Annotated in this window: 26 protein-coding genes; 6 read left to right on the forward strand and 20 right to left on the reverse strand. The window is 60.5% G+C overall.

Features of this window, described 5'->3' with window-relative positions; all coding sequences use genetic code 11:
• Positions 1-295 precede the first annotated feature (295 nt).
• From NF78_RS14445 to NF78_RS14490, 10 genes are all read right to left on the reverse strand, one after another.
• Positions 296-1,003, reverse strand: coding sequence for a YggS family pyridoxal phosphate-dependent enzyme (locus tag NF78_RS14445; RefSeq protein ID WP_052050447.1), 708 nt, complete (start codon positions 1,001-1,003; stop codon positions 296-298).
• A complete protein-coding gene (locus NF78_RS14450; protein ID WP_412768525.1) occupies positions 1,000-1,215 on the reverse strand; it encodes a PII-interacting protein PipX family protein in 216 nt (71 codons plus the stop codon). Before NF78_RS14450 ends, NF78_RS14445 begins: the two co-directional genes overlap by 4 nt.
• A 196-nt stretch (positions 1,216-1,411) precedes the next feature.
• Positions 1,412-2,950: an anthranilate synthase component I gene (locus tag NF78_RS14455; RefSeq protein ID WP_081972629.1), complete on the reverse strand. Its 1,539-nt coding sequence runs from the start codon at positions 2,948-2,950 to the stop codon at positions 1,412-1,414.
• Positions 2,878-3,792 (reverse strand): energy-coupling factor transporter transmembrane component T family protein, encoded by a 915-nt coding sequence (locus NF78_RS14460; RefSeq protein WP_035987427.1) that lies wholly within the window; start codon positions 3,790-3,792, stop codon positions 2,878-2,880. Before NF78_RS14460 ends, NF78_RS14455 begins: the two co-directional genes overlap by 73 nt.
• A gap of 76 nt (positions 3,793-3,868) precedes the next feature.
• Positions 3,869-5,230 carry a ribosome biogenesis GTPase Der gene (der, locus tag NF78_RS14465; RefSeq protein WP_035987429.1) on the reverse strand — a complete coding sequence of 454 codons (1,362 nt, stop codon included), beginning with the start codon at positions 5,228-5,230 and terminating at the stop codon, positions 3,869-3,871.
• Between the two features lie 224 nt (positions 5,231-5,454).
• Entirely contained in the window at positions 5,455-6,282 is an 828-nt protein-coding gene (gene lgt, locus NF78_RS14470; protein WP_035987431.1) for a prolipoprotein diacylglyceryl transferase, read from the reverse strand.
• A gap of 39 nt (positions 6,283-6,321) precedes the next feature.
• Entirely contained in the window at positions 6,322-6,780 is a 459-nt protein-coding gene (locus NF78_RS14475; protein ID WP_035987433.1) for a DUF29 domain-containing protein, read from the reverse strand.
• A 272-nt stretch (positions 6,781-7,052) separates the two neighbouring features.
• Positions 7,053-8,600, reverse strand: a complete 1,548-nt coding sequence (locus NF78_RS14480; RefSeq protein ID WP_035987436.1) for a sulfatase — start codon at positions 8,598-8,600, stop codon at positions 7,053-7,055.
• Between the two features lie 150 nt (positions 8,601-8,750).
• Positions 8,751-9,002 carry a hypothetical protein gene (locus NF78_RS14485; protein WP_052050450.1) on the reverse strand — a complete coding sequence of 84 codons (252 nt, stop codon included), beginning with the start codon at positions 9,000-9,002 and terminating at the stop codon, positions 8,751-8,753.
• Between the two features lie 286 nt (positions 9,003-9,288).
• Complete coding sequence (locus NF78_RS14490; RefSeq protein ID WP_035989819.1) at positions 9,289-10,221, reverse strand: NAD-dependent epimerase/dehydratase family protein; 933 nt, start codon at positions 10,219-10,221, stop codon at positions 9,289-9,291.
• Positions 10,222-10,473: 252 nt separating this feature from the next.
• On the opposite strand from NF78_RS14490, the gene NF78_RS29485 reads away from it, so the two are divergent.
• The gene (locus NF78_RS29485) at positions 10,474-11,616 is read left to right on the forward strand and encodes a pentapeptide repeat-containing protein (protein WP_035987438.1); all 1,143 of its coding nucleotides are present in this window, start codon (positions 10,474-10,476) and stop codon (positions 11,614-11,616) included.
• A gap of 124 nt (positions 11,617-11,740) precedes the next feature.
• Here NF78_RS29485 and NF78_RS14500 read toward each other — a convergent pair whose 3' ends face one another.
• Together NF78_RS14500 and queA are read right to left on the reverse strand one after the other, a co-directional pair.
• Entirely contained in the window at positions 11,741-12,601 is an 861-nt protein-coding gene (locus NF78_RS14500) for an alpha/beta fold hydrolase (protein WP_035987440.1), read from the reverse strand.
• Positions 12,602-12,693: 92 nt separating this feature from the next.
• Positions 12,694-13,857: a tRNA preQ1(34) S-adenosylmethionine ribosyltransferase-isomerase QueA gene (gene queA / locus NF78_RS14505; RefSeq protein ID WP_318655473.1), complete on the reverse strand. Its 1,164-nt coding sequence runs from the start codon at positions 13,855-13,857 to the stop codon at positions 12,694-12,696.
• A gap of 82 nt (positions 13,858-13,939) precedes the next feature.
• On the opposite strand from queA, the gene NF78_RS14510 reads away from it, so the two are divergent.
• Positions 13,940-14,329: a hypothetical protein gene (locus NF78_RS14510; RefSeq protein WP_017299034.1), complete on the forward strand. Its 390-nt coding sequence runs from the start codon at positions 13,940-13,942 to the stop codon at positions 14,327-14,329.
• A gap of 106 nt (positions 14,330-14,435) precedes the next feature.
• On the opposite strand, the gene NF78_RS14515 is transcribed toward NF78_RS14510, so the two are convergent.
• Positions 14,436-15,023: a hypothetical protein gene (locus tag NF78_RS14515; protein WP_035987442.1), complete on the reverse strand. Its 588-nt coding sequence runs from the start codon at positions 15,021-15,023 to the stop codon at positions 14,436-14,438.
• A 321-nt stretch (positions 15,024-15,344) separates the two neighbouring features.
• Between NF78_RS14515 and NF78_RS14520 the strand changes: the two genes are divergently transcribed.
• Positions 15,345-16,250, forward strand: coding sequence for an ABC transporter permease (locus NF78_RS14520; protein WP_035987444.1), 906 nt, complete (start codon positions 15,345-15,347; stop codon positions 16,248-16,250).
• Here the strand turns inward: NF78_RS14520 and rarD are convergent, their stop codons facing one another.
• From rarD to NF78_RS14545, 5 genes are all read right to left on the reverse strand, one after another.
• Positions 16,251-17,165 carry an EamA family transporter RarD gene (gene rarD / locus NF78_RS14525; RefSeq protein WP_035987446.1) on the reverse strand — a complete coding sequence of 305 codons (915 nt, stop codon included), beginning with the start codon at positions 17,163-17,165 and terminating at the stop codon, positions 16,251-16,253.
• Between the two features lie 141 nt (positions 17,166-17,306).
• Entirely contained in the window at positions 17,307-18,827 is a 1,521-nt protein-coding gene (locus NF78_RS14530) for an ATP-binding protein (RefSeq protein ID WP_035989822.1), read from the reverse strand.
• A 144-nt stretch (positions 18,828-18,971) separates the two neighbouring features.
• The gene (locus NF78_RS14535; RefSeq protein ID WP_035987448.1) at positions 18,972-20,480 is read right to left on the reverse strand and encodes a UDP-N-acetylmuramoyl-L-alanyl-D-glutamate--2,6-diaminopimelate ligase; all 1,509 of its coding nucleotides are present in this window, start codon (positions 20,478-20,480) and stop codon (positions 18,972-18,974) included.
• 31 nt (positions 20,481-20,511) lie between these two features.
• Complete coding sequence (locus tag NF78_RS14540; RefSeq protein ID WP_035987450.1) at positions 20,512-20,799, reverse strand: glutaredoxin family protein; 288 nt, start codon at positions 20,797-20,799, stop codon at positions 20,512-20,514.
• Between the two features lie 2 nt (positions 20,800-20,801).
• On the reverse strand, positions 20,802-21,086 hold the full coding sequence (locus NF78_RS14545) for a helix-turn-helix domain-containing protein (RefSeq protein ID WP_052050457.1): 285 nt from the start codon (positions 21,084-21,086) through the stop codon (positions 20,802-20,804).
• Here NF78_RS14545 and NF78_RS32980 point away from each other — a divergent pair.
• The 3 genes from NF78_RS32980 (at position 21,085) to NF78_RS14560 (ending at position 22,866) form a co-directional block, all read left to right on the forward strand.
• On the forward strand, positions 21,085-21,264 hold the full coding sequence (locus NF78_RS32980) for an anthrone oxygenase family protein (RefSeq protein WP_052050460.1): 180 nt from the start codon (positions 21,085-21,087) through the stop codon (positions 21,262-21,264). The genes NF78_RS14545 and NF78_RS32980 overlap by 2 nt on opposite strands.
• A 240-nt stretch (positions 21,265-21,504) precedes the next feature.
• Positions 21,505-22,272, forward strand: coding sequence for a class D beta-lactamase (gene blaOXA, locus NF78_RS14555; RefSeq protein ID WP_197064841.1), 768 nt, complete (start codon positions 21,505-21,507; stop codon positions 22,270-22,272).
• Positions 22,273-22,305: 33 nt separating this feature from the next.
• Positions 22,306-22,866, forward strand: a complete 561-nt coding sequence (locus NF78_RS14560; protein WP_035987456.1) for a dihydrofolate reductase family protein — start codon at positions 22,306-22,308, stop codon at positions 22,864-22,866.
• Between the two features lie 133 nt (positions 22,867-22,999).
• Here the strand turns inward: NF78_RS14560 and NF78_RS28295 are convergent, their stop codons facing one another.
• Positions 23,000-24,490 carry a cache domain-containing protein gene (locus tag NF78_RS28295; RefSeq protein ID WP_052050463.1) on the reverse strand — a complete coding sequence of 497 codons (1,491 nt, stop codon included), beginning with the start codon at positions 24,488-24,490 and terminating at the stop codon, positions 23,000-23,002.
• Between the two features lie 104 nt (positions 24,491-24,594).
• Positions 24,595-25,881: a dicarboxylate/amino acid:cation symporter gene (locus tag NF78_RS14570; RefSeq protein ID WP_052050466.1), complete on the reverse strand. Its 1,287-nt coding sequence runs from the start codon at positions 25,879-25,881 to the stop codon at positions 24,595-24,597.
• Positions 25,882-25,892 lie beyond the last annotated feature (11 nt).

A 25,892-nucleotide genomic window follows, 5' to 3' on the forward strand; every position in this document is an offset into this window, starting at 1 on the left:
GGATAACCGACACCGCAGTGAAACGCTTCTCGCTGAGCTAACGCAGGTTTAGGCTTTCGTATTAATATCCTGTAAACGGAATATTGAGACCACAGTATACACGAAATCAAAAAAAAGAATAACCAATTCACAATTAGTTAAAAATTGTTCTGGGCGCGGTTTGATTTTGCTGCTAAACGTAAATTCTGGTTGAGAGAATAATTGGAGTTCGAGGGCGGTTGGCGATCGCCTTAACCCCCGGCCCACGCGCTTTCCCTCGCCCCAGTTTGGGTTAGAAATCGGGCCTGAAGATCGCTTAGTCGTAGGGTGTCGCGGCTGGGGGCGATAGCGGACGGGAGCCAAACAGTACTGTACCCAATCGCACCATCGTGGCCCCATAGGCGATCGCCTCCCGATAATCTCCCGACATCCCCATCGAGAGCTGCGCAATCTGGAGTCGGGTAAAGCCTTGCTGATTAATGGTGTCGGCAAGGGTTTTTGCACCCATAAACACCTCCCGCACGGTATCGGGACTGGCTCCCTGGGGCGGAATTGTCATAATCCCGCAGAGGTCGAGGTGAGTTAACTGGTCCAACTGCGGCAGCAGAGAGTCGAGCTCGGTGGCTTCAAAGCCGTACTTGGGCGGGTCGGGCACTAGCTTGATCTGAAGGCAGCAGCGGGGCTTTTGGCCCAACTCCTGGGCGGCCTGGTCCAGCCGCTGGGCCAGCTTCAGGCTATCGACCGAATGGATCCAGTCGAAGTGTTCGACTGCTTTACGGGCTTTGTTGGTTTGCAGGTGGCCGATCAGATGCCAGGTCAGGTCGCTCAGGTCGCTCAGCTGGGCCTGCTTGGCGATCGCCTCCTGCACTCGGCTTTCGCCAAAATGCCGGACCCCTTTGTCGTAGGCGGCTCGAATCGCTTCTACGGGCAAAAACTTCGTCACCGCAATCAGCGTTACGGCGGGGGGAATGCTCTGGTAAATGGCGTCAAAGTTGGGGGACAGGGCGCTGGGGGCAGCGGTCATTGAAAGGTTTGCTTATAGGTGTGCTGGAGGCGATCGTAGTCGGCCTGCTGACCCGCCCGCCGCAAAATACGCAGACGGCTTTCTAGCAGGAGGCGGGCGTTACTGCGGCCCAGGGGCTGAAACACCAGCCCTTCGGTGGGGGAGTGAGTCACCACAAAAAACAAGCGCTGAGCGTAGAGCGTGGCATACAGCTCCTGCCCATCGTCTACCATGCACACTCTGAAGAGCAAGCCAAAATTTGGGTGATTGAGATAGGTTTCTGTGCTCATTCAAGTTTGGGAGAGACTCTTCCTTTGGTCAGGACGATGGCTGCGTTGGGTCAATTCGCCACATGCATTCTAGAACCTGGTGTGCTGTATGCATCCATTCTTCAATCCGATCGCCCAGGATTTCCCTCTTTTTGCTGATTTATTCCAAACCCAGGGCCAGTAGTTGGGCTCTGGCCTTTTGCAGAGATTCCTGCCACTCCTTAGCCGGATCGCTATCGGCAACGATGCCTGCCCCCACCTGCCCCCATACGGTAGCGGCCGACGGGTGGCCCTCACTATGCCCCAGCAGCAGGGTGCGAATCAAAATATTGAGATCGAGATGGCCACGCCGATCTAAATAGCCGCAGGAGCCGTAGAACAGGCTGCGCCGCACTGGCTCTAGGGCTTCGATGATTTCCATGCAGCGCACCTTGGGGCAGCCGGTGATGGTGCCGCCGGGAAAGACGGCGCGGATCAGGTCGATAGCGGTGCGATTGGGTCGGGGATGCCCAGGACTGCCAGCTCCAGGGGCGATCGGCAACTCGCCCACCACATTACTGACCAGGTGCATGACATGACTGTAGTATTCCACCGTCAGCAGTTCGTCCACCCGCACGCTGCCCCACCGGCAGACCCGACCCAGGTCGTTGCGCTCCAGATCGACCAGCATGATGTGCTCGGCCCGCTCTTTGGGGTTGCTCAGTAGAGTTTGGGCCAGTTCGGCATCCTGGGCAGGGGTGGATCCCCGGGGGCGGGTGCCGGCGATGGGGCGGGTCTGGGCGGTGCCGTTGTGCAGCTTCACCAGCCGCTCGGGGGAGCAGCTGATCACATCGCCCCAGGGGGTGCGCCAGTAGCAGGCAAAGGGGGACGGGTTGATGCGCTGGAGCCTGCGGTACAGGGACCAGCTGTGGTTGGTGGTCTCGGTGGCAAACCGCAGCGACAGGTTGACCTGGAACACATCCCCGGCCTGGATGTGCTGCTTGGCCTGCAGCACCGCCTGCTGGTATTCCGCCGCTGTCATGCCCAGGGTGACGGCCCGGCGATCGCCCTCGGGGACGGGGACAAAGGCTGCCTTGTCTTCGGGCTGTGCCAGCTGCTTCTCCATCCCGTCGAGAGCTGCTGAGTCGGGGCCAAACAGCCACAGCCGCTGGGCCTGGTGGTCAAGCACGGCAAAGGTGGCAGGCTCGTACCACAGCGCGATCGGAAAGGGCAGAGGGTCGGCCTTGAGGGTGGGCAGGCGCTCAATTTCCCAGGCCAGGTCATAGCCCAACCAGCCCAGCCAGCCGCCAATAAAAGGCAAGGTGCGCTCAGCCGCCTCTGCCTCATCGCCGACCAGGCCTAACCGCTCGCCCGTCGCCAGCCGTTCGCTTAGGGTTGGCAGAATGTCGCCCACCGCCGGAGTCCAGCTCTGGAACCGCCCATCTCGCTGCCGAGGGGGGCCGGCCGCAATGGAAAACCGGCTGTGGATACCGTGGGGCTGGGCTAGGGCCGGAAGCGGGTAGGGACTTTCCAGTAGGGCGACCAGCGTGGCGGTGGTCGACGGCTGTCGCAGCAACTCGCCGTAGAGGGATTGAAAGACATCGCTACCGGTACGCTGCTCCAGGGGCTGCGATCGCACCCACCAGCTCAAATTTCCCCTCCCCAGACCCAGCGTGCCCACCAGAACACCACCAGCAGCCCCAGGGCAAACCAGTCCCATGACCGGAGCACCAGCTGGTACCAGCGCACCCGGTGTTCGTTGGGGCTGGTAAAGCCGCGCACCTCCATCGCCGCCGCTATCTGTTCGGCCCGCAGCAGCAGATTTTCCAGCAGCCGCTCCATCACCGCCAGCCACACCTGGGCCGAGCCGCGGAAGCCCAGCTTCTTCCAGTTGATGGCGCGGGTCTGCACCGATCGCACCAAATTCTGCACTTCCTCCAGCACCAGCGGGATAAACCTGAGCGAGAGGGTCACCGTCAGGGCAATTTCGGTGACGGGCAGCTTGAACCACCGCAGCGGCGCCATCAGCGCCTCCAGAGCCACGGTAATTTCCTCAGGCGCGGTGGTGAGCAGGTAGAGGTTGGTGCCGTAGATCAGGGTAAACAGCAGCGTGCCGACGCGAATGCCCAGATCGAGCGATCGCCGCGTCACTGTAATCGGGCCCCAATCCACCACTACGTAGCGGTACCCCGTCGGCTGGGGCAGTTCCGGTAGCACCTCCGGTGGATCCTCCAGGGTTTCCATAGCCGCTGGAGTCGGTAACCTGGGCGTCTGTGAGACCTGAAGCCCATCGGGCATGACAAAGGTAAGCAGCATGACGATGCCGCTGAGCACCACCAGCCAGCCCATCTGCTGCCGCCACACCCGAAACGGAATTCGCCCCACCAGGGTAAGGAGCACCAGCAGCGCCACCAGCCCAAACCGCCAGTAGGCATTGGCCAGAATCGGCGACACCAAAATGCTCATCAGCCAGGCCATTTTGACCCTAGGGTCGAGCCGGTGCAGCCATGTGGTCGGCTGCTCCAGGTAAAGGCCAATGGGTAGAGAGCGAAGAAGATCCATCTATATCGACTTGGGACAGTTGGCCGTAGGGTGGGCACCGCCCACCGTTGCATCAATAGATTGGTCGAAGATCACCTTACACTTTCGTCGCCCGGTTGGGGTTGTTGCGCTCCAGGTCGCGCATGGCCTTGCCCCGCCAGAAAATGCGAATTGGTGTGCCCTCAAACCCCAGGTTTTCGCGGAACTGGCGCTCTACGTAACGACGGTAGTTGTCTTTCAGCAGGTGGGGATCATTGACAAACAGCGTGAACGAAGGCGGGCGCACGGTGACCTGGGTGCCGTAGTAGATGCGGCCCTGGCGACCCTGGCGGGTGGTGGGGGGCGTGTGCCACTTTACCGCATCTTCCAGCACTTCGTTGACCACCGAGGTGCTGACTCGGCGGCGGTGCTGCTCCACCGCCTGATCGACCAATTCCAGAATTTTGGGCACCCGCTGACCTGTCTTAGCGCTAACGAAAATGCGCTTAGCCCAGTCCAAAAAGTTTAGTCGGGCGGCAATCTGGTGGTCGAAGTCGTAGATGGTGTGGCTGTCTTTTTCGACGGCATCCCACTTGTTGACCACAATCACGCAGGCGCGACCGTCCTCTTCGATGCGGCCCGCCAGCTTCTGGTCCTGCTCGGTGACGCCGTCAAGGGCGTCGATCACCAGCAGCACCACGTCGGCGCGGCGAATGGCCTTAAAGGCGCGGTTGATGCCAAAAAATTCGGGGCCGTACTCGACGCTCTTTTTCTTGCGAATGCCGGCGGTGTCGATCAGGCGGTAGATCTTCTCGCCGTGCTGCACCTGCATGTCGATCGCATCGCGGGTCGTGCCCGAGATCGGGCTGACAATGGCGCGGGCCTCGCCCACAAAGGCATTCAGCAGGCTCGACTTGCCCACGTTGGGCCGCCCGACAATGGCGACCTTGATCTCTTCGGCTTCGGCCTCCTCGACAGTTTCAGGCAGAAACTCCACCAGGGCATCGAGCAGATCGCCAGTGCCAGTGCCGTGGATGCCCGAGACGGCGTAGGGTTCGCCCAGGCCCAACTCCCAAAACTGAGCCGCCTGCACCAGGCCGTGATCGAGGGATTCACACTTGTTCACTGCCAGCAGCACGGGGACGGACTGCTGCCTGAGCCAGGTGGCAATCTCCCGGTCAGACTCGGTGGGGCCAACCTGACCATCCACTACAAACACCGCCGCGCTGGCCTCCGCCAGGGCAAGCTGGGCCTGCTCGCGGATATAGGGCAAAAATTCGGTGTCGTCGTCAAATACCAGGCCGCCGGTATCGACCACCAGGTAGTCGCGATCGCGCCAGAAGGCGGGCTGGTAGGTGCGATCGCGCGTTACCCCCGGCTCGTCGTAGACGATGGCATCCTTTGCCCCGGCCAGTCGGTTCACCAGGGTAGATTTGCCCACATTGGGGCGTCCGATAACCGCAACAACAGGCAGTGGCATGGCTAATTCTTTTGCGAAAGGGTAGAGATCAGGGTTCACAAGTACTCGCGACCCTGGGAACTTAAACCCTTTGAACTCGACAAATACTCAATTTTCCCATTGTAGCGATCCGAGAACGGTCTGGGAAACCGGAGTGATGAAACGCCAACCTTAAGCCGATACGTAGGGATGCGATCGTGGCAGGTGGGGACATCCCACGCCCTGGAGGAGCTGGAAGCGCAGCTTTAGGTGACGGCGCGGCGGTGGCGGCGGTAGAGGGTGAAAGCGGCGATCGCGATCGCCCCCGCCGACAAAATATGCACCGCATTAAACGGCGTACCGGGGAAAAACCACGAGTCCGTGCGCAGAAACTCAATGAAGAATCGCCCCAGTGGATACCAGATCAAATAGCCCAGCGCCAAATCCCCCGGTTTAAGCTGTCGCTCAAACCGGCGCGACACCCAGAACAGTACCGCAAAGCCCAGAAAATTCCACAGCGACTCGTAGAGAAACAGCGGGTGGAACCGGGTGGAGTCAGGGTACTGGGCCAGGTCGTTGTAGGGGGCGATGCGGTGCTGGGCATCGATGCGCAGGCCCCAGGGCAGGGTCGTGGGCGGGCCGTAGAGTTCCTGGTTGATGAAGTTGCCCCAGCGGCCAATGGCCTGAGCCAGGGGTAGCCCCAGAGCAATGCCGTCGAGGTAGGGCAGCGGGTTGAGCTTGCGAAGGCGAGCAAAGAGGAAGAGGGCGATCGCCCCAAAGATAAAGCCACCAAAAATGTGAATGCCGCCGCCCCAGATCTGCAAAATCTGGCCCGGATTTTCGAGGTAATAGCCCAGCCCTTCTGGCCCACGCGGCGACTGAATAAACACGTAGTACAGCCGCGCCCCAATGAACCCCGGAATCAATATCCAGAACAGCATGTCCCAGAGGTTGTCGGGGTCTTCGCCCTGACGGGCCACGTAGCGTCCGGCCACCGTCGCCGCTGTGAGAATCGCCGCCAGCATCAGCAGCCCGTACCAGCGCAGGGCAAACGGGCCAAGCTCAAAGATGATGGGGGAGACGGGAGGATACATGGAGTGGATGGGGGTATGCGGGTGGATGACAGGAGAGGTCTATTGCGGCAAAAACTCTCGGTCTAGGGTTTCTTCGGGTGTAAACGGGCTGGTCTCAGGAAAAACCTCTAGATCTAGCCCCGTTTCGGTAGCCGCTAGATCCCTGGCCTCGGCGTAGCATTCGGCAAAATTTTGCGTCAAATATGCTCTGAGACTGGGACTGCTCTTAAGTGCTTCCTGAAGCCGACGACGGTGTTCTTTGAGGGTAAATCGCCAGCTATTGGAGCGTTTTTGAGGCTGATAAGCGTATTTCAAAAGATGCATCAGCACCACAATTAGATTGCTGATCAAAGCTCGCTTTTCACTGCGCCCCATGTCGCCCAGTTCTTCCAATAGGTTAGGCAAATCGAGTTCTGTAAACCGTTGTTCTGCCAGCCGTTGATAGGTCATCTCTAGCCAGAGCACATAATCTTGGTCATACAGTTCGCTAAGCTTCGATGGCTTCTGCTTTAAACCCATGGCGAATGTCCTCGAGAATGCGCTTTAGCTGCTGAATAGGGCTACAACTCATATTCCCCCATAAATATAGCGATGGCCATTGCGCTTAGGACATTGGCCTCTTCTAAAGGTAAAAACTGGGGTGGCGCGATGGCTATACGCCATCGCTTCAGGGGCATGGGTCATGTCCTAACCGTTCTGGCGATGGCCATACAAAGTCCGCATCCGTTAGCGATAATCCGTTGGCGATTAACGATACGACCCTCAAAGCTTATCTCTGGGCTCATCACAAATTAATCTTCCAAATAGCCCAGGTCTTCCAGGCGGCGACGAACTTCGGGGTCGTCGTAGTCGGTGGCGCGGGTGGCGGCGGCCTGGGCCAGGGATTGGTCTGAGCGATCGGCGAAGGCTTGCAGGCAGTCTTGCAGCACCTCCACATTTTCGGGCAGGATGGCGCTGAGGTCGAGGGCCTCGGTGGGGTCTTCGAGGACGTCGTAGAGTTCGGCGACTGAGCCTTCGGTTTCGATCAGCTTGTGCTGGCCCATCCAGACGGCGCGACGGACGCGATCGCACCCCATTTCCTTCACCAGCTCCGGCTGGCGCTTCTGCATCAGGTTGACCACATTCTGCGGCGGAATGGCCTCGGCAAAGACGTAGTCCCGCTGGGGCGCATCCTGGCTGTGGGCCAGATCTAGGGCCAGCTCCCTCTCGTTGGCGATGCCTGCGGCGGCCAGCACCGTGTGAAACAGGCGACGGGTGGAAACGACGGCATCCACCACTGAACCCTGCTCTAGCCGATTTTGCGGGTCGCGGATGATCAGCGGCACCCGCACCAGTTCATTGTAGATTGAGAGGCTGTGGCCCATGTACTGCTTTTCGCCCAGGTGCTCGCCGTGGTCGGCGCAAATGATCACCAGGGTGTTGTCGAGCTGACCGGAGACTTTCAGGCGATCGAAGAACTGCCCCAGCAGCGCATCCTGGTAGGCCACCTCAGCGTCGTACATGCCGTCGAGGGTTTGCTTTTGGTGATCGTCCAGCGCGCCCGTCAGCGGGGCCAGCCAGCCATAGACATCGCCGTTGAACCGTTGCAGAAAGGTCTGGGCCTTGCGATCGGCCAGCACGTGGGGGGCAAATTGCTCGATGTAGCGGCGAGGCGGGTGGTAGGGCATGTGGGTGCCCATCAGGTTCACAAAGGCAAAGACGGGCTGCTCAGCCTGTACCCCAGTCCGTTTGATCAGCAGGTTGGCGGTGTCTTCTAGCGACTTTTGTGTGTTGCCCTTAAAGCTCAGCGCCGTCTGCCACAGGGGCACCATCAGCGGCGTAAAACTGAGCGCCAAGAGCGCATCCGATCGCGCAAACGCATCTTGCACTCGGTTGAGGAACGTTGCGATCTTGCCCTTGAACCACTGGCGGTAGCGGCTGATCAGGCCAGGATGGCTGCCCGCCTGGTTCGGTCGAGAAGTCAAGAGCCCGCTGTAGTTGAGAAAGCTGGTGAAGCCGCGCCGCAACCCGTTGTTGATGACGCCGACCAGGGGGTTGTTGCAGAACCCGGCAGTGTAATAGCCGCTGGCCTCCAGGCGCTCGGCCAGGGTCGGCAAATCCTTGGGCAGCACAGAATAGGACTGCACCATAGTGTGTTCGGAGGGGTAGAGCCCGGTGAACATGGAAGCGTGGGAGGGCACCGTCCACTGGGCTGCTGAGACCGCCTGGGCGAAGCGGGTGGAATCGGCTGCGATCGCGTCCAAATTTGGCGAGGTCGGCTTGTCGTAGCCGTAGCAGGAGAGGCGATCGGCACGCTGAGTGTCGAGCACAAGAAAGAGAATATCGGGGCGTGCAGCCATGGGGTTTAGCCAACGAGTCGATGGGAGCCAGGTTCCATCGTAAACAGAAGCGTTCTCAATTGTCTTAACCAGGGGTTAGAGATTCTATCTGTGGAGAGACTTTTGCCCATCGCAAGCTGAGCCAGTGGGGGGCGATCGCCACAACCTCGCTCAGCTCGGCAACAGCAGCTTCACCAAAAATGCCGCCGCATTGATAATCAGGGCCACTGTGGCCGAGATCAGGAGCGCAAAGGCGAGCTGTACCACCCAGCGCATGCCCTTTTCATAGGTATCCAGGCGATCGTTAAATCGCCCAATATCATCCGTCAGCTTGTCGATTGCTAAGGCATTTTTATCAATGGCTGCGGCACTTTTTTCGACTAGCGCTTCAATGCGATCGAGGCGATCATTGCTGGTGGTCATAGCACAGCAGGAGCTACCCTTCCATTATCACCCAGGCGTAGGGTGGGCAGTGCCCACCGTTAACCCTGGCCACAGTTCCATAGATCTATAGATCTGTAGTCGGTTGGCTGTGGCCTATTATTGGCGGGCAGAACTATAACAACCCTTGCTGTGGGTGTTGGGTGCTGGGTGCCAGGTGTCAGGAATGGTTGGCCAACTTACGCCGCGGATTACTAAGAATTTATCTGCTAACCGCAGGGTTGATGGTGGGCTATACCCACCCTACGCCAAGCTACACCAAGACTGTTTAGGCGGCCAGAATTTTGTCGTCCAAGGCGAAATCAACCTCGGCCTTGTCATGGCCAGAGGCCAGGTAGTCGTTCTGGAACGAATCCTTGAGCCCGGTGACCAGGTCGTAGGTGGGTGCCCAGCCCAGTTCCGCCTGAGCTTTGTCTGTTGCCGTGAAGAAGTGCTGCACCCGCATCGGAAACGCCTTGGCCTTGCCAAAGTCAAAGGCTTTGGGGTCGTAGTGGACAATTTTGAGTGCATCGGGATCTCTCCCAGCCGCAGTGGCGCAGGCCCGGGCCAGCCCGTCGAAGGTGACCGCCTTTTCGCCGGAAATATTGTAGATCTGGCCGATCGCGGTTTCGTTGCCCAGCACCGCCGCCATCGCCGCCGCCAGATCCTGCACGTGGCCGAGCTGGGTAAGGTGCATGCCGTTGCCGGGAATGGGCACGGGGCGATCGCGCACCACCCGGTCAAAGAACCACTGCTCCAGCGGGTTGTAGTTCTGCGGGCCGTAGATGTAGACCGGGCGCACCGAGGTAAACGGCACCCCTTGCTCTTGCAGGTAGGCCTCGGTTTCAAACTTGCCCTTGTGGCGGCTCTTGGGATCCACCGCATCCCCTTCGATGTGGGGCATCTGGTCAGACTTGAGGTACACCCCGGCGGAGCTGACGTAGACAAAGTGCTGGAGCTGGCCGCCGAAGATTTCAATCAAGGGCTGGGTATCGCTCAGCTCGCGCCCGTTGTTGTCAAAGATGGCGTCGAAGCGTTCGCCTGCGAGCTGGGTTTTGAGATTGTCGGCATCGGTGCGATCGCCCACAATGGTTGGCACCCCAGCGACCGGGGCAGGCCGGTTGCCCCGGTTAAACAGCACGACCTCGTGACCCTGCTCAATCAACAGCTTGGTAAGATAGACCCCAATAAACCGGGTGCCACCCATAACCAGTACGCGCATAGCCATCTCCTTTCTGCTAACCAGCGGCCCGCAGGAATTGCGAGCAGGCCCACTGAACTTAATGTATGTATATTAAGCCGCGCTGATCCCCTCTATTCTCTTGAAGAATCAAGGGATTTGGCCGTAATTTGTCCCTAACGGCGTTAAGCAAAACGGTAGATAACCGCCCAGGCCTTACGCTACGGGGGGAAGCCGCCTAAAATGTTATGAGTTGAGCACCGGCCTCAGCACCCTACGCGAGATAGCCTCTACATGCGTGAGCTGGACAACGCCTATCGAATTCTGGAGCTAGAGCCTGGTGCATCCCTGGAGGATATCAACCAGGCCTACAAGGATCTAGTGTTTGTCTGGCACCCCGACCGCATTCCCCAGGACAACGAGCGACTGTACCAAAAGGCCCAGGACAAAATTAAGGCGCTCAACCAGGCGCGGGACTTGCTGCGATCGCACAGTCGCAGTGGCCGCAGTAGCACCAGCTCGGCCAGCCGCTACGGTACCGCCAGCAGCGGCTATCGGGCCTCTACCGCCAGCTACGGCACCAGCGACTATCGCTCGGCCTACGGCAGTGGCTACACCAGCAAAGGCTACGGCAGCCCTCGCTCCCAAAGCGCCAGTGAGGATCCCGACGACGAGCCGCGATCGGCCTCCCACAATCGCTACTACCGCTACCAGCGCAGCACCTACGGCGGCAGCTACTACGGCAGCGGACAGACTAACGGCGGCACGGGACAGAGTAACGGCAGCGCCAGCACCAGCGGTACAGGCACCAGTGGATCGGCTGCTTCCAGTTCTGGTGCATCCCAGACCTATCGGCAGCGACGCGATGCAGCGGCAGGCGTAGGCGGCGATAAAGGCTCCAGTGCCAACGGCAGCTCCAGCGGCCAAAGCCAGGCCAGCGCCAACGGCAGTTCAGCGGCTGGGGGCAGCACGACTGCCAAGGGCACATCCGGCAGCAAGCCCAACGACTCCTACAACAGTTACAACGCCCACACCCGCAACGGCGCGACCAGCACCCACCGATCGCGCCAGAGCCCTGACCTCAGCGGCACCGACATGAGCGGGGCCAACCTGCGCGAAAAAGACTTTGCCGGCCGCAACCTGAGCGAGGCTAACCTGAGCGGGGCCGACCTCAGCGATGCCTTTCTGCACAAGGTTAACCTCAACCGGGCCAACCTCAGCAAGGCCAAACTGTTTCGCGCCAATCTGCTCCAGGCCGACCTCAGCCACGCCAACCTGCGCGAGGCTGACCTGATCGGCGCAGACTTCAGCGGAGCCGACCTCAGCGGAGCCGACCTCAGCGGCGCAAAGGTGGCCGTGGGGGGCCGCACTATGGTCAAGCTCACCGGCACTATCCTCACCGGGGCGATCATGCCCGATGGCTCGATTCACGATTGATTTGTGATGGGTTGGGATGAAGGTTCCAGGTTCCAGGTTCAAGGTGTAGGGTTCAGGGATGGGTCCGCTGCCAAAACCTTGCACCTTAGGCCTTGCACCCTATACCTAATGCCCCCTTTCCCGATCATCGTCCCAGGTAGCCAGCCACGCTTTGATTAAACGCCTCTGGTTCTACCAGGTGGGGCCAGTGATTGCCGGGTATGGTCTGCACTTGCAGATGGGGCAGGTAGGTGCGGTAGGGTTTGAGCTGCCAGGCCGTGCGGTTGAGTCCGGCCTCGGGCAGCAGTAGCAGGGTCGGTACCGTCAGCTCCGTTGTCAGCCCTGCCTGTTGCAGAATGTCGTTGAACACCCCGTTGCGGGCTGCGATCGCAAACTTACTGCCCCAGGTGCCGTCAGCTTTTTGCTCCATACCGGCTTTAAACGCTGCCGCTTGCAGCGGGCTCCAGCCCCGGTACTGCTTCAGGGTGCGGGCTACGGATTCTGCCGCTGCGTAGCTCTCAAACGGTCCCATCACCTTCAAAAAGGGCAGGGTGCGATAGAGCAAGGGGAACGTGGGCCGAAACCACCCCGGCAGCTGATTCACAAAAAATGGATCGACCAGAATCAACCGATGAATGCGCTGAGGCTGCTGTTTGGCCCACAGCAAGGCTAGTTTGGCGGCCCAGGAATGGGCGATGACCGTCATTGAGTCAGTGCTGCAGGCGATCGCCAGAGCCTCTAGATCGTCAACCAAGGCGAGTGCATTGTAGGCATCGGCATCGTTGGGCTTACCGCTGTCACCGTGACCCCGCAGGTCAGGGGCGAGGCAGCGATAGCGCTTGGCGACGGGTTCCGTGCCGGAATCGCTGAGGGTTGCCGCCAAGCTCTCCCACACCAGGCCATGGTCAGCCAGGCCATGGAGCAGCATGACGGGTTCGCCGTCACCCCATTGCGCGTACGACAGGGGCACCGAGGCAGTCGATAAACTGTGACGAGCAAAAGACATCTGGTTTCCAGCCCTGGCCTCGAAACAACTAGCGCAGTTTTAACCCCAGCCCCAGTCCGGTCAATCTACCCGCCAAACCGAGTTGCCAGACCCTACGCTTTGCCGGGTTCACCCTGCACTGCCTCAGGCAAAATCAGCATCGCGTCACCAAAGGAATAGAAGCGATAGTCCTGCTCAATGGCAGTCTCGTAGAGGTCCAGCAGGCGCTCTCGGCCGATTAGGGCGCTGACCAGCATCAGCAGGCTGGAGCCCGGCAGGTGAAAGTTGGTAATCAGCCCGTCGATCGCCCGGTAGCAGTAGCCGGGGTAGATAAACAGGTTGACCTTGCCCTGGTAGGGCTGTAGTTCGCCCCCCTGGGCAGCGCCCTCCAGGGCCCGCACCACCGTCGTGCCCACGGCAATCACCCGCCCGCCTCGGGCTTTGGTCGCCTGAATCTGCGCGACGGTTTCAGTCGAGACATCAATCCATTCGCCGTGCATTTTGTGGTCGCGAATGTTCTCAGTCTCCACCGGGCGAAAGGTACCGACGCCCACGTGGAGGGTAATGCGCGATCGCCCCACTCCCCTCTCTTCCAGCCGCTCAAACAGCTCCGGCGTAAAGTGCAGCCCCGCCGTGGGCGCCGCCACCGCCCCCGGGGCCTCGGCATAGACGGTCTGGTACTGCTCGGGCGCCGCCGCCGTATCGGTGATGTAGGGCGGTAGGGGGACTTCCCCCAGGCGCTCAAACAGCGCAAAGAGAGATTCTTCGCCCTGGGGCTCAAACCTCAGCAGGCGACCGCTGGTGTCAGGGTCGGTATCCAGCACCTGGGCGATCAGGTCGGGCTGGTCGGGGTTGGGGCCAAAATGGACCGTAGCCCCCGGCTTGAGGCGGCGACCGGGGCGCACCAGGGCCAGCCACCGGTTCTCCCCCTGGTCTTCAAGCAAAAATACTTCGACCTGGGCCCCGCTCGGCTTGTACCCCAGCAGTCGAGCCGGGATGACTCGGGTGTCATTGAGCACGAGCAGATCGCCCGGCTGCAGCAGGGTGGGTAAGTCGCGAAAGTGGTGGTGGCGGTGGGTGGTGGGACCGTCTACCACCAGCAGCCGGGAGGCGTCGCGGGGGGTAACGGGGGTCTGGGCGATCTTTTCGGGCGGCAGGGTATATTGATACGCCGCCAGGGAATATTCAGGGGAGTCGGGATGGTGCTTTGCAGACGTCTCAGACGCCAGTATTTCGCGATCGCGCATGGCCGAGCCAGGTTGGGGGGAAACACCCATGTGGGTTAGGGGGACTTAACCCTAACCGTTCCAGGGCCAGTCCAAGACAATAAGAACTGTAGCACCTGTCTGAAGGTCCACGATGGAATACACCTACTATCTTGCCAATGCCAGTTTGACCCTCCGTGTGGTCGAACATCTGCTGGGCACCCCGAGATTGCCCCTGGAGTTTATGACGGTGATTCATCAGATCGATGGATGGGTCATTCGGGTCAAAATGGATGACAATATCGGCGTCCCGGATGCTGAGGATTTTCGCGCCTACATGAACGAGCTGGGTATCGCCTATGACCCCGGCATTCGAGTGCGGATGGCCCTCTGGGGACTGGAAACCGGACAATCCCCCATCGATGTGATGCGACGCTACCAGGTGGCGATCGTCTCCCACGGCAAGCCCGATCGCGAAGAGATCGAAGCCTTTCGCCGTCAGTTTGTGATGGGTCTGGGCTACTGTCCTGAAACGCTTGCCTAGGCTGAACAACGGGCGAAACCGTCCATTAGCAGCGGTCATTTCTGCCTCGGCGGAAGTGACCGCTGTTCAGTCATAGCGATCGCTATATTGGTACATCGGGTAGGGGTTAGGGCTGCTTCGCCCACAGGGCCAGACCACCGCTGCGGCCCCGGGCGGCAAGGTATCCCTCTTCTGCGGCAAAGAACGAGAAAAACGGCAGCTTAGCGACGGAAGTAGCGGCGAAATCCCCTGCTTTGGCAGCTTTGCTGCGCAGGGGGAGGTTGAGCAAATTCAGACGGCCGACCATGAGCTGAAGCCGCACAAAGTCAAAGGCCAGCAGGTTTTTCTTGGCCAAAAATTTGGCGGGCCCGGTAAATCGCAGCCGCACCGGGCCAACTTGAAGCTGGTTTTGAATGCTCAGCTGCTGGTCGGAGTCCTGGCTAAACGCGATGGTGGCGACGGCCAGCCCTGGCATATAAAACCCTTTGCTGGTAGACTCTCCGGCTCTGTAGGTGGGCTTGTTGGGAGCGGTAAACCGCAGCCGCCAGGTGCCCAGCAGCGCCCCGAGCGAAAGCGACTGCCGCTGCTGTTTGGCCTGTCGCTCGGCCCGTAGCAGCGCCGCAGTGATCTGCTGACCCTCCAGCCTCGCCCCCGCCGCCACAGCGGCTAGCGCTTCGGGGGTGGGTAGTGTAAGGGCGCTGTCGGTAACAGTCATGGCGTCTCCAGTTGCGGTTGGGCCGCTGCTACGGCTGATCGGGTGGGGGGTGAACCTGGCCTGGGCAGTGCGGTGGTTTGACTACCATTATGCCAAGGTCAAGGGATCCCAGGAGTCTGCCAAGCGCAAGAGACAGCTTAGAGGGTTTTAGGTGCAGGGTCTCGGGTTCACGACCGACTTTGAACCGTACACCTCAACCCCTGCACCCAATTGATTGGAAACCCAGTAGGGCTGAAGCACTCGACTCTGGGCCGCTCAGGCTTTCCCTGGGCGCTGGCCTAACTCTGGCATAATAGGAGCCTGTCTATTCACGGTGCCGCTATGGCTACCACGCCGCGATCGCCCCTGCTGCGCGCCTTTCGCCGTCAATCTGCAACCCGATCTGCCGCCAGCGTGTCGGTGGTGCTGATGTGGGTAGGGCTGGCCATTACCCTGGCGTTTGTGCTGATTGCCCTGCTGACGCCGCTGCTGCAGAGCTGGGGCTGGCTGCTCAACCCCACCACGGCCCTGCAAAACCCAATTCACCAGCCCCCCGGCGGCGACCACTGGTTTGGTACCACCCGCCAAGGCTACGATGTGTTTTCCCGCACCCTGTTTGGCACCCGCGCCGCCTGGCAGGTGGTGCTGCTGGCCACTCTGCTCAGCGTGGCGATCGGGGTGCCCCTGGGCATGGTCAGCGGCTACCTGGGCGGCTGGCTCGATCGCGCCCTGCTGTTTTTTATGGACACGATCTACACCCTGCCGGGGCTGCTGCTGTCGGTCACCCTGGCCTTTGTGGTGGGGCGGGGGGTGGTGAATGCGGCGATCGCCCTCAGCATTGCCTACATTCCTCAGTACTACCGGGTGGTGCGCAACCACACCGTCAGCGTCAAGACCGAGCTGTTTGTCGAAGCGGCCCAGGCCATGGGGGCCGACCCCTGGACGGTGCTGACCCGCTACCTGTTTCTCAACGTCATTCAAAGCGTGCCGGTACTGTTTACCCTCAACGCCGCCGACGCCATTCTGGTGCTGGGGGGGCTGGGCTTTTTGGGGCTGGGCCTGCCCGAGCAGGTACCCGAGTGGGGGGCCGACATTCGCCAGGCCCTCGACGCGTTGCCCACGGGTATCTGGTGGACCGCGCTGTTTCCGGGCCTGGCTCTGACGCTGATGGTGACGGGGCTGTCCCTGGTCGGGGAAGGCCTAAACGAATTGATGAACCCGCTCCAGCGCCGCGAAAACTGGCGCTAGCTACCCACCCACACTTCCCCTCACCCTCAGCGCTGTCGCGGAGTACAGCAGCAGCGCCGCCCAGATACAGCCAAAGGTGACGACGTGGATCCAGGTAAACGGTTCGCCGTACACAAACACCCCCAGCAGCAGCGACAGGGAGGGAGCCAGGTATTGAAAAAATCCCAGGGTGGCAAGTTTGAGCTGTTTGGCCGCCTTGTTGAACCACAGCAGGGGCATGGAGGTGACCACCCCGGCCCCGATAAACAGCAGCATCGTCACCCCACTGCTGCCAAAGTGGCCCTGCCCGGTGGCGGTCAGCCTGCCGATAAACACCAGCGCCATCGGGGTGATTAGCAGCGTTTCCATGGCCAGCCCCGCCAGGGGAGGCACCGCCACCACCTTGCGCAACAGCCCATAAAAGGCAAAAGAGACGGCCAGGGCCAGGGCAATCCAGGGCACGGTACCCAGCTGCCAGACAAAGTAGCCCACCCCCACCACCGCCAGGGCTACAGCCACCAGCTGCCCCCGGAGCAGGCGCTCTTTGAGAAATACAAACCCCAGCAGCACCGTCACCAGGGGATTGATGTAGTAGCCCAGGCTGGCTTCGACCACGCGATCGCTATTCACCCCATAGATGTACAGTCCCCAGTTGAAGCTCAGCAGGCTGGCGGTGGTCAGCAGCACCAGCACTTGGCGGGGGGACTTCAGCAGTACTCGCAGATCGCCCCATCGCCGCTGCACCAGCAGAATGCCCCCCAAGAACACGGCGGACCAGATCATGCGGTGGCAGAGCACTTCGACGGCGGGGGTGGCGCCAAAAAACTTCCAGTAGATGGGCAATAGCCCCCAGCTGCCGTAGGCCAGGAGGGCGTAGAGGGAGCCTAGGCTGGCGTCGCTGGGCTGGCTTGAGGTGGCAGAGCGAGGTAGGGTCAAGGCGGTGACTTCGGTGCAGGCCCATAGTCAATGGATAGACGCATTCTAGCGGTCTTGGCAATGAGCCGCTATTGGCGGCGGCGATCGCGCCTATCGACGGCATCTATTGACAAAAGGCCTGTTGATAAAAGGCCTGTCAGGCTAGCGGTCGGGGCGGCTGGGATAGATCGGCAGCCGCACCACGATCGCCGTTCCCTCCTCGGGCTGGCTGCGGGCCACCACCGTTCCCCCGCAGGAAAGCAGCAGCTGCTGCACAATCGACAGCCCCAGCCCGGCCCCCTCGGTTTCATTGGGGGGCAGGTTGCGACCCCGGTAAAAGTGCTCAAAGATGTGGGGGAGATCGCTGGCCGAAATGCCGATACCCGTGTCGCGCACCTCCAGCTCGGCGAATTTTGAGGTGCTGCGGGCTGTTACCCACACCCGACCACCGCTGGGGGTGTACTTGAGGCTATTGTTGAGCAGGTGAATTACGATCTGCCGCAGCCAGCTGTCGGGAAACTGAACCGCCCGAACCTGCGTGGGAATGGTGTAGGCCAGCAGGATGCCCTTTTCGGCCGCCAGGGGCTGGTAGGTGCTGACCACGGGCGGCACAGTTTCTGCCAGGGAAAGCGGGTCGAGCTGGGTTTGTCCCACGCTGGTTTCCATTTGCAGCAGGTTGAGCACACCGCTGATCAGCGCACTCTGGCGATCGCACTCGTGGCTGATCATCTCCATGTACCGCTGGCGCTGGGGGGCTTTCAGGTGCGGCGAGTCGAGCAGGGTGAGGGCGGTTTTGATGGTGGTCAGGGGCGTGCGCAACTCCTGACCCACGGTGTTGAGAAAGTCATCCTTGAGGCGCAGCGTGTTGAGCAGCACCTCGTTTTGGCTGGACAGGCTGGACATGCCCAGGGCCTGACGGCGATAGGTCGAGGCCGACTGGCGCAGATGCTCCTGACGCTTGAGCTGCCAGTTCAGCCAGCGATCGACCAGAGTCAGGTAGGTCGGGGTGAGGGTCTGCCCTGCTGGCATTTCTGACCCCTGCTGCGTCAACCAGTCCAAATCCGGGTTGGCGCTGGCGGCCATGGTTTGACCGACCTGATGGCAAATGGCGTTGACAACAGTGGCGACCAGATCGGGGTTAATCGAGCAGCACACCGACAGGTACGATGGCCGGGTCGCCATCGCTTCGTCTGGCGGGGAGGTTTCGTCCTCCTCATCGGTATCGGCGTCCGCCTGAACGGTATAGGACAGGCGAGGGTCGGTGCCCTGGGCTTTGGCAGACGCGGGCTGCAGCCGATGGGCCACCACCATAGCCGCAAAGGTCTCGGACTGCACCACAACAAAGTAATCGCCGCGCCAGGTCCGCCCAGGGCTGAGGGGGACAATTACGTTTGTCTCGCCCAGGGGTACCGACAGGGGATTGGTGTCTGGGCGCAGGAACCAGTACACCTGATACGGTGTCGGCAGCCCCTGGCTGTAGCGCAGCACATCTTCACTCCAGGACTCGCCAGCAGGCAGTTTGACCAGTAAATTTGCCTGAATATTCTGGGCTTCGAGAAATTCTACGGTCGATTGCAGAATTGTGCGAAACCCCTTGGGTTTTACCTGTACGTAGTCTGGGGTTGCCGCACTCAGCTGAAGCAGCCGGTGTAGCGACACCTCTTGCTCTTGGTAAGACTGCATGGTGCTCCAACGGGCCTGGGCCAGACTAGAACTGACCAAAGCATAGATCAGCGCTAGCACCTTTTAGAGTATCTTTAACCGCTCAAAATGACGGCGAGAATGTTGCGTGTTTTCACAAAACGCCGTCATTTGCCGACAGAAAAGTTAGGCACTATACCGTTTTTCGAGGAAATGGCGGGCCTGCTCACGGTCGTCAAAGTGAATCTTTTCGGTGCCCAGAATTTGGTAGTCTTCGTGGCCTTTGCCCGCAATTAGAATGCCGTCCCCCGGCTGGGCCATGGCAATGGCGGCGGCAATGGCAGTGGCGCGATCGCCCACCACCTGATCCTCCCCCAGCTGGGCCGGAATCCCCGCCACCACATCCCGCAGGATCTGCTCGGGGTCTTCGGTGCGGGGGTTGTCGGAGGTGACCACCACGGCGTCGGCCAGGTCGTAGGCAATGCGGCCCATCTGGGGGCGCTTGGTGCGATCGCGATCGCCGCCGCAGCCAAACACGCAGATTAGCCGCCCCGGCACAAAGGGCCGCGCGGCGGTCAGGGAACTTTTCAGGCTGTCGGGGGTGTGGGCGTAGTCCACAATCACGCTGATGTCCTGGGCGTCGGAGACCTTCACCTGCTCCATCCGCCCTGGCACGCCGCCAAAGTCCGGCAGGGCTGCTGCAATGGTGTCCAGGGCAACGCCCAGGTGTAGAGCCGCCCCCACCGCCGCCAGCACATTCTCCAGGTTGAACTGCCCCACCAGCGGTGAGCTAAAGGGCACCGTGCCCATCGGCGTCTTCAATGTTCCCGTTACGCCGTTGGCCTGGTAGGTGAGGTCACCCGTGTAGAGGTCAGCGTTGGGATTTTGGGTGCTGTAGGTCCAGACGCGATCGGTGGGCAGCTGGGCGACGAGGCGATCGCCGTAGGGCGTGTCGATATTCACCACTGCTCGGCCAGCCAAATAGGCTTCGTTAAACAGCAGCGCCTTGGCCTGGAAGTAGTCCTCCATGTCGCGGTGGTAGTCGAGGTGGTCCTGGGTCAGGTTGGTGAACACCGCCACCTCGAAGGGGCAACCCCAGACCCGCTTCTGGGCTAGGGCGTGGGAGCTGACCTCCAGCACCGCGTAGCGACAGCCAGCATCCCGTGCTTTAGCCAGTTCCGCCTGGAGTTCGACGGCAAAGGGGGTGGTGTAGAGGGCGGTCTGCTGATGCCCCGGCCAGCGGCTGTAGAGCGTTCCCAGCAGGGCCGTGGGCTGTTGGGCCGCATTCAGCAGGTGCTCTACCAGATGGGTCGTAGTGGTTTTGCCGTTGGTGCCGGTTACCCCCACCAGGCCCATCTGCCGGGCGGGGTAGTGGTAGAACCGGGCGGCTACCTCCGCGCAGGCCACCGCCATATCGGTCATGGGCACCACCCAGGCATGGCCCATTTCTGGGCGGTTCGCCAGCGCCTGGGTGGAAACTAGCGCCGCCGCCGCCCCTGCCTCCACGGCACTGGGCCAAAACTCGCCGCCATCGACGCGGGTACCGGGCATCCCCAAAAACACATCCCCCGGCTGGCAGGCGTGGGAATTGGTGCAGATGCCTTTGATGTCAGGGTCGCCCACCCCCTCCGGCAGCGAGAACCCGGCGTCGATCAGCCCAGCGGGCAGGTCCCCAAGCAGTTGGCGCAGCTTCATGTCAGCAACTCCTCACATCACTGAAGTTGACCTATTCTGCCTTACTCTGACCCAAATAAGTCTGTATCAATTGCTCCACCCTGGCCTGGGATGCCCTGGGCGACAGGCGCGGCAGGGGAAGTTCCTGCTGGCCCGATTCCCCCTGGACCACCTGGCACAGCACCGGAATCTCGTACTGGTAGCGCTGAAACCAGTCGTCGCGGGTGGTGATGTCGCGGATCTCCAGCTCAAAGGGCAGATGGCGGGCGGCGGCAAGTTTTTCTTCTAGCCCTTCGCACAGGTGGCAGCCGGGCTTGCTGTAGAGCACGAATTTGTTCACAACTAGAGGGCTCTTCGGTAGGCGCTGGGGGTGGTGCCGGTGAGCTGGCGAAACTGCTTGCTCAGGTGGCTATGGCTGTTGAACCCACACAGCAGGGCGATTTCCACAATAGAGTGGTTGGTTTGTTTCAACAACTGCTTGGCTCGCTCGATGCGCTGGTGCAGCACGTACTGGTAGGGGGCCATGCCCATCGCCTGCTTGAACTGATGGCTGAAGTGAAAGGGGCTGAGACCGGCGATCGCGGCCAGGCAGTCGATTAACCTAACCGTGATCAACCCCTGGCTCATGGGAGCGCTGTTTGGCACCGCCCTGGGTTGTTTGGCATTGATTTTCTCTGTCTTGGCCAAAGGCCATCAGCCCGGTGCCGGTTACCTGCTCATTGGCAGCCTGCTCTACCTGGTAGGCACCATTTTGGTGACGACCGCCGTTAACGTGCCGCTCAATCAAGCCCTGGCTGTGGTATAACCAAACAGCACCGAGGGCGCAACCCTCTGGGTCAGGTACCTCACCCTATGGACAGTCTGGAACCACGTGCGAACGGTGGCCGCCCTGGGTGCTGCCGCCCTGCTGACCCTCTTGCTAAACACCCAGTAAAAACGTATGAATCGTGCTTATCGATGGTTTCAGGGGTTAGTTACCAGCAGTGTGGTCGTTCTCGCCGCTACAGCTGCTCTGGCTACACCGGGAAGTAGAGCGATCGCACCCATGGTCGCCCAGCAGTCGGCCCCTAGGGCAGCCGCTGTGGAGGAAGGCTTTGCTCGGCACTTTCAAGAACTGGGGGTGGAAGGGTCGATCATCATCCATGACCTGAACCAGAATGTGACCTACGAGCACAACCGCGATCGCAACCGCCAGCCCTTTCTGCCCGCCTCCACGTTCAAAATTCTCAACTCGTTGATTGCGCTCGAAACGGGTGTTGTCCAGAGCGATCTGGCTATTTTGACCTGGGATGGCATTGAGCGCATGATACCCGCCTGGAACCGCGATCAAAACCTGCGAACGGCGTTTAGCCTTTCCACCGTCTGGTTTTACCAGGTACTGGCCCGGCGCATTGGCCACGATCGCATGCAGCAGTGGGTCAGCGCGGCGGGCTACGGCAACCAAACCATCGGCAGTCCTGCTGCGATCGACAGCTTTTGGCTGGAGGGCGATCTGCGAATTACCCCCCAGCAGCAGATAGAGTTTTTGCAGCGCCTGTATCACAACGACCTGCCGTTTTCAGAGGCCGCGATCGCAATGGTAAAAGACATCATGATCGTCGAGCGCACCCCCGACTATACGCTGCGCGCCAAGACCGGCTGGGCTGGTTATGGTGTGGCCGATCAAACCCAAATTGGCTGGTACGTCGGCTACCTGGAGCAGGGCGACAACGTCTACCTGTTTGCCACCAATGCCGACATGCGCCAGGACAGCGACGGCCCCGCCCGCCTAGAGCTTACCCGCCGCTGCCTGAACGACTTGAACCTGCTATAGCCTCAAGGCAAACGTCGTCCACCAGGGTCTGCTATGGCCACCATTTTCTATACCGCAACCAGCTTAGATGGCTTTATTGCCGACCCCAACAACTCCCTCGACTGGCTGTTTCAGTTCGGCGAGCTAGAGCCAAACACCTTTGACGACTTTCTGGCCGGGGTGGGGGCGATCGCGATGGGTTCGACCACCTACCAGTGGATCTACGACCACGACTTTGGGGACGCCGACAATCCCCAGCCCTGGCCCTACCCGATGCCCGCCTGGGTGTTCACCTCGCGCCAGCTGCCCGAGATTACCGGTGCCGACGTGCGCTGTGTGGGCGGCGACGTGCGGCCCATCCATGCCGAGATGGCGATCGCCGCCGGGGACAAAAATCTGTGGATTGTCGGCGGCGGCGACCTGGCGGGGCAGTTTTACGATGCTGGTCTGCTGGATGAAATGGTGGTGCAGATTGCCTCGGTCACGCTGGGCGGCGGTGCGCCGCTGTTTCCCCGCCGCGTGGATCCACCGCTCAAGCTGCTGTCGGCCAGAACCTATGGCCAGAATTTTGTTGAGCTGCGCTACAGCGTGGTGCCACCGCGATCAGCAGTTTAGGCAGACATCAAATAGCAGATCAGAACGCTGCCCTGCACCAGAGAACCTACGAGCACTACGGGTTGGAGCGATGCTGGCTAATCTAGGGCTGTCGTCAATTCCAATTGATTCGGTGCACCTGGATTTGCCTGAATTAGCCTGGCAGCGCTTGCTCAGGTTCCTTTGAAGCTGCGATCGCTGCTTTGCTGTCGCTGCGGTTGCGTAGCTTTTGGGCCTTAGCGGTCAAATCCTGGAAGAAATCAGTTTCCACAATTTCTTTGACCTGCTTTTGGCGCTTGGCTTCGTCAATTTCAATCCGCAGATCCCGCACCTGCTGCTTTAGTTTTTGCTCCCGGCTGTAGACCTGCTGCGCCATACGGTCAAACACGCGGGCCAGCTGGCCAATTTCGTCGCTACGACGGGCGATCGCCCCCAGCTGGCCCAGCTCAAACCGCTCGGCCTCAATATTTGCCGCGGTGCGAGCAATGCCCAGCACGGGGCGGGCAATCAGGCGATCGGCCATCAGCACCGCCACCCCCGCAGTCATCCCGGTAAAAATCGCGATGATGCCCAGCAGCATCCGCTTGTTGCGGTTCACCTCCACCAGGTAGCTGGCCTCAGGGATCACCGTGCCCACCACCCAGTCCAGTTGCTCCAGGGGGGTGAACGAGATCAGGTAGCGATTGCCCGTAGCTGGATCCCTGAAAGCAAAGCGCTGGAGTTCTGTTAAGTTCTTCAGGTCTACTCCCTGCTCCTGCAGGGTCTGACTGGCGATTCTCAGCAAAGGGTTTTCTACAGTCTCTAGCTGCTGGAGGTGTGGGTCCGCCGAGTTCTTGCCCTGGGTCGGCATCACCTCCGCCACGTCCGTTGAGGCGATCAATTCCTGCCGGGCATTGATGATAAACGCCTCGCCGTTAGGATTGGTCTGCAGCTGCTGTAAATACTCCGACAGCTGGGTAAGCTCAATGCCGACGCCGATCACGCCCCAAATTTCTCCCTTGGGATTGATCAGCGCTGTGGTGGCATCTAGACCAGGCGTTTGGGTCGAGCGATAAACGTACACCGTCCAGGCTCGCTTCTGGGTCGATTCCAGGGCGTTTCTGTACCAGGGCCGCTCCGGGGCAAAGAATGGCGGATCCATAGTGTAAGTTTCTGTCTTGACCGGTTCCAGGCGACCGTCACTGCTCTGGTAGGTATTGACCGTCGCCGTCGTGCTCCGGCTCTGCCAGTCCCAGTCGCGCAGGTGGAAGTGTAGCCGGCCATCGGAGGTCCGCTGGGCCCCAAAAAAATCGCCCTTCGCGTCGCCATACTGCACCCAGGTGAAGTTGGGGTTGGCCTGCAATACGCTGAGCAAAAACAGCTCCCGATCTTGGGCGCTGGTCAGGTCGATCAAATTCTGACCCAGGCTGCTGTTCAGCAGCGACTGCGCCGATTCTGCATTGTTAAACAGCTTTTCCACCTCCTGGGAGGTACCCAGGGTGATCTCCTGGTTCACCTGGTCAACGATGGTGTCGATGTTGCGCTTAGACACCAGCGACCAGGGCACATAAACCAGCGCCGCCGTCGTCCCCACCGTCAGCAGCATCGCCCCGACCAGGGTGGCTTTAAGTCCGGGGGGTTTGGGGCGGCGAAAGGGGAGGGGCATGGTGAGTGGGTGGTGAAGGTGAGGGGGTAAGGTGGATGAGGAAGGTGAGGGGGTGAGGTGGATGAGGAAGGTGAGGTTGGCTTTCTCCTCATCCCTCCATCTCCTCATCCCTCCCGATTGGCCACCAGGGCTGTCGCGGCCATACCGGTGTGGACAATGCCCAGGGTCCGGAACGGGTCCATCAGCGGGTCAATGGCGATGAACAGCACCAGCACCGCCTCCAGGGGCAGCTTGAGTGGATCCAGCACCAGTCCCAGCATGGTCAGGGTCAGAATGCCGGTGACGCCGGAGGTGGCCATGCCCGCCAAAATTGAACCTATGATTACTATGCCCAGCCCTGCCAGGCCCAGCTCACGCTGGTAGAGCTGCACCACAAATAGGGTGGCCAGCGCAAAGTAAATCACGGAGCCAAACCGGCAGAGGGTAATCGCCAGGGGGGTAACCAAATTTGTGGTTTGAGCATTGAACCTGAGGTTTTCGCTCAGGCTGGTGATGGCGGCGGGGAGACAGGCCAGACTGCTGGAGGTGGCCAGCGACAGAATGGTGGGGTCTTTCAGGGCCAGCAGCGTTGCCCACAGGCCCAGTCCCGATCGCCGCCAGATGATCACCGTGCTGAGCAGGTAGATGGCTGCAAAGGTGGCGATCGCGACCACCACAAAATCGACCATGGACAGCAGCACTCCCACCCCTACCTGGGATAGCTGGTAGGCCAGCAGGCTGCACAGGCCAAAGGGCAGCAGGTAGGTCAGCCCGTGGATGACTTTATTAAAAGACTGGTAAAGGCTGTCGAGGGTATCAAACAGGGCGGTGGTCGAGGGGGCCTTAACCAGCCCCAGCGATACGCCAAAAATGATCGCAAACAGCAGCACCTTTAGGGTCTGCCCCTCGCTCAGGGCCGCAAAGATATTGTCGGGTACCATGCTGTCTACCAGGGTGGTCACGCCGCCGGTTGCGGCCTCGGGCAGGGGACCGCTGAGGGCCATTTCCAGGTCGACCCCGGACTGGTTGACCAGCACCCCCAGGGTTTGGAGGGTTTCGGTGGACAGGTCGCGACCGGGGCCAGCCAGGATGGCAATAGCCACCGCGATCGCGCTGACCGCCAGCAAACTCAGCGGAAAAACTACCGCAATTCGCTGCACATACTGCCGCGCGTCGTGGCTTTGCATCAGGCGCCCCAAACTTTTCGTAATCGCCGACAGCAAAATCGGTAGCACACACATCTTCAGCAGTCCCAGGTAGAGCGTGCCAAAGGGGGCAATCCACGCCGCGAGCTGGGGCTGGGTGGTGCCAATGAACACCCCTAACCCACCGCTGATCACGATCGCCCAGGGGCTGCGCAACCAATCGATCGAGGCCTGCCGGGGGAGATAGGCTTTGGGGGAAGTAACCATGGGGAGTGCCA

The sequence above is a fragment of the Leptolyngbya sp. KIOST-1 genome, assembly GCF_000763385.1.
Classification (GTDB): Bacteria; Cyanobacteriota; Cyanobacteriia; order Phormidesmidales; family Phormidesmidaceae; genus Nodosilinea.

What these genes read in the sequence shown, in the direction of transcription:
- NF78_RS14480 (WP_035987436.1), bottom strand. Translation starts at nt 8,600, where the DNA reads ATGGCTGCACGCCCCGATATTCTCTTTCTTGTGCTCGACACTCAGCGT.
- NF78_RS29485 (WP_035987438.1), top strand. Translation starts at nt 10,474, where the DNA reads ATGCGTGAGCTGGACAACGCCTATCGAATTCTGGAGCTAGAGCCTGGT.
- NF78_RS14535 (WP_035987448.1), bottom strand. Translation starts at nt 20,480, where the DNA reads ATGAAGCTGCGCCAACTGCTTGGGGACCTGCCCGCTGGGCTGATCGAC.
- NF78_RS14510 (WP_017299034.1), top strand. Translation starts at nt 13,940, where the DNA reads ATGGAATACACCTACTATCTTGCCAATGCCAGTTTGACCCTCCGTGTG.
- NF78_RS14515 (WP_035987442.1), bottom strand. Translation starts at nt 15,023, where the DNA reads ATGACTGTTACCGACAGCGCCCTTACACTACCCACCCCCGAAGCGCTA.
- NF78_RS14560 (WP_035987456.1), top strand. Translation starts at nt 22,306, where the DNA reads ATGGCCACCATTTTCTATACCGCAACCAGCTTAGATGGCTTTATTGCC.
- NF78_RS14450 (WP_412768525.1), bottom strand. Translation starts at nt 1,215, where the DNA reads ATGGTAGACGATGGGCAGGAGCTGTATGCCACGCTCTACGCTCAGCGC.
- NF78_RS14460 (WP_035987427.1), bottom strand. Translation starts at nt 3,792, where the DNA reads ATGGATCTTCTTCGCTCTCTACCCATTGGCCTTTACCTGGAGCAGCCG.
- NF78_RS14485 (WP_052050450.1), bottom strand. Translation starts at nt 9,002, where the DNA reads ATGACCACCAGCAATGATCGCCTCGATCGCATTGAAGCGCTAGTCGAA.
- NF78_RS14570 (WP_052050466.1), bottom strand. Translation starts at nt 25,881, where the DNA reads ATGGTTACTTCCCCCAAAGCCTATCTCCCCCGGCAGGCCTCGATCGAT.
- NF78_RS14530 (WP_035989822.1), bottom strand. Translation starts at nt 18,827, where the DNA reads ATGCAGTCTTACCAAGAGCAAGAGGTGTCGCTACACCGGCTGCTTCAG.
- NF78_RS32980 (WP_052050460.1), top strand. Translation starts at nt 21,085, where the DNA reads ATGGGAGCGCTGTTTGGCACCGCCCTGGGTTGTTTGGCATTGATTTTC.
- NF78_RS14520 (WP_035987444.1), top strand. Translation starts at nt 15,345, where the DNA reads ATGGCTACCACGCCGCGATCGCCCCTGCTGCGCGCCTTTCGCCGTCAA.
- NF78_RS14475 (WP_035987433.1), bottom strand. Translation starts at nt 6,780, where the DNA reads ATGGGTTTAAAGCAGAAGCCATCGAAGCTTAGCGAACTGTATGACCAA.
- queA (WP_318655473.1), bottom strand. Translation starts at nt 13,857, where the DNA reads ATGGGTGTTTCCCCCCAACCTGGCTCGGCCATGCGCGATCGCGAAATA.
- NF78_RS14445 (WP_052050447.1), bottom strand. Translation starts at nt 1,003, where the DNA reads ATGACCGCTGCCCCCAGCGCCCTGTCCCCCAACTTTGACGCCATTTAC.
- blaOXA (WP_197064841.1), top strand. Translation starts at nt 21,505, where the DNA reads ATGGTCGCCCAGCAGTCGGCCCCTAGGGCAGCCGCTGTGGAGGAAGGC.
- lgt (WP_035987431.1), bottom strand. Translation starts at nt 6,282, where the DNA reads ATGTATCCTCCCGTCTCCCCCATCATCTTTGAGCTTGGCCCGTTTGCC.
- NF78_RS14500 (WP_035987440.1), bottom strand. Translation starts at nt 12,601, where the DNA reads ATGTCTTTTGCTCGTCACAGTTTATCGACTGCCTCGGTGCCCCTGTCG.
- NF78_RS28295 (WP_052050463.1), bottom strand. Translation starts at nt 24,490, where the DNA reads ATGCCCCTCCCCTTTCGCCGCCCCAAACCCCCCGGACTTAAAGCCACC.
- NF78_RS14545 (WP_052050457.1), bottom strand. Translation starts at nt 21,086, where the DNA reads ATGAGCCAGGGGTTGATCACGGTTAGGTTAATCGACTGCCTGGCCGCG.
- NF78_RS14455 (WP_081972629.1), bottom strand. Translation starts at nt 2,950, where the DNA reads ATGGGACTGGTTTGCCCTGGGGCTGCTGGTGGTGTTCTGGTGGGCACG.
- der (WP_035987429.1), bottom strand. Translation starts at nt 5,230, where the DNA reads ATGCCACTGCCTGTTGTTGCGGTTATCGGACGCCCCAATGTGGGCAAA.
- NF78_RS14490 (WP_035989819.1), bottom strand. Translation starts at nt 10,221, where the DNA reads ATGCGCGTACTGGTTATGGGTGGCACCCGGTTTATTGGGGTCTATCTT.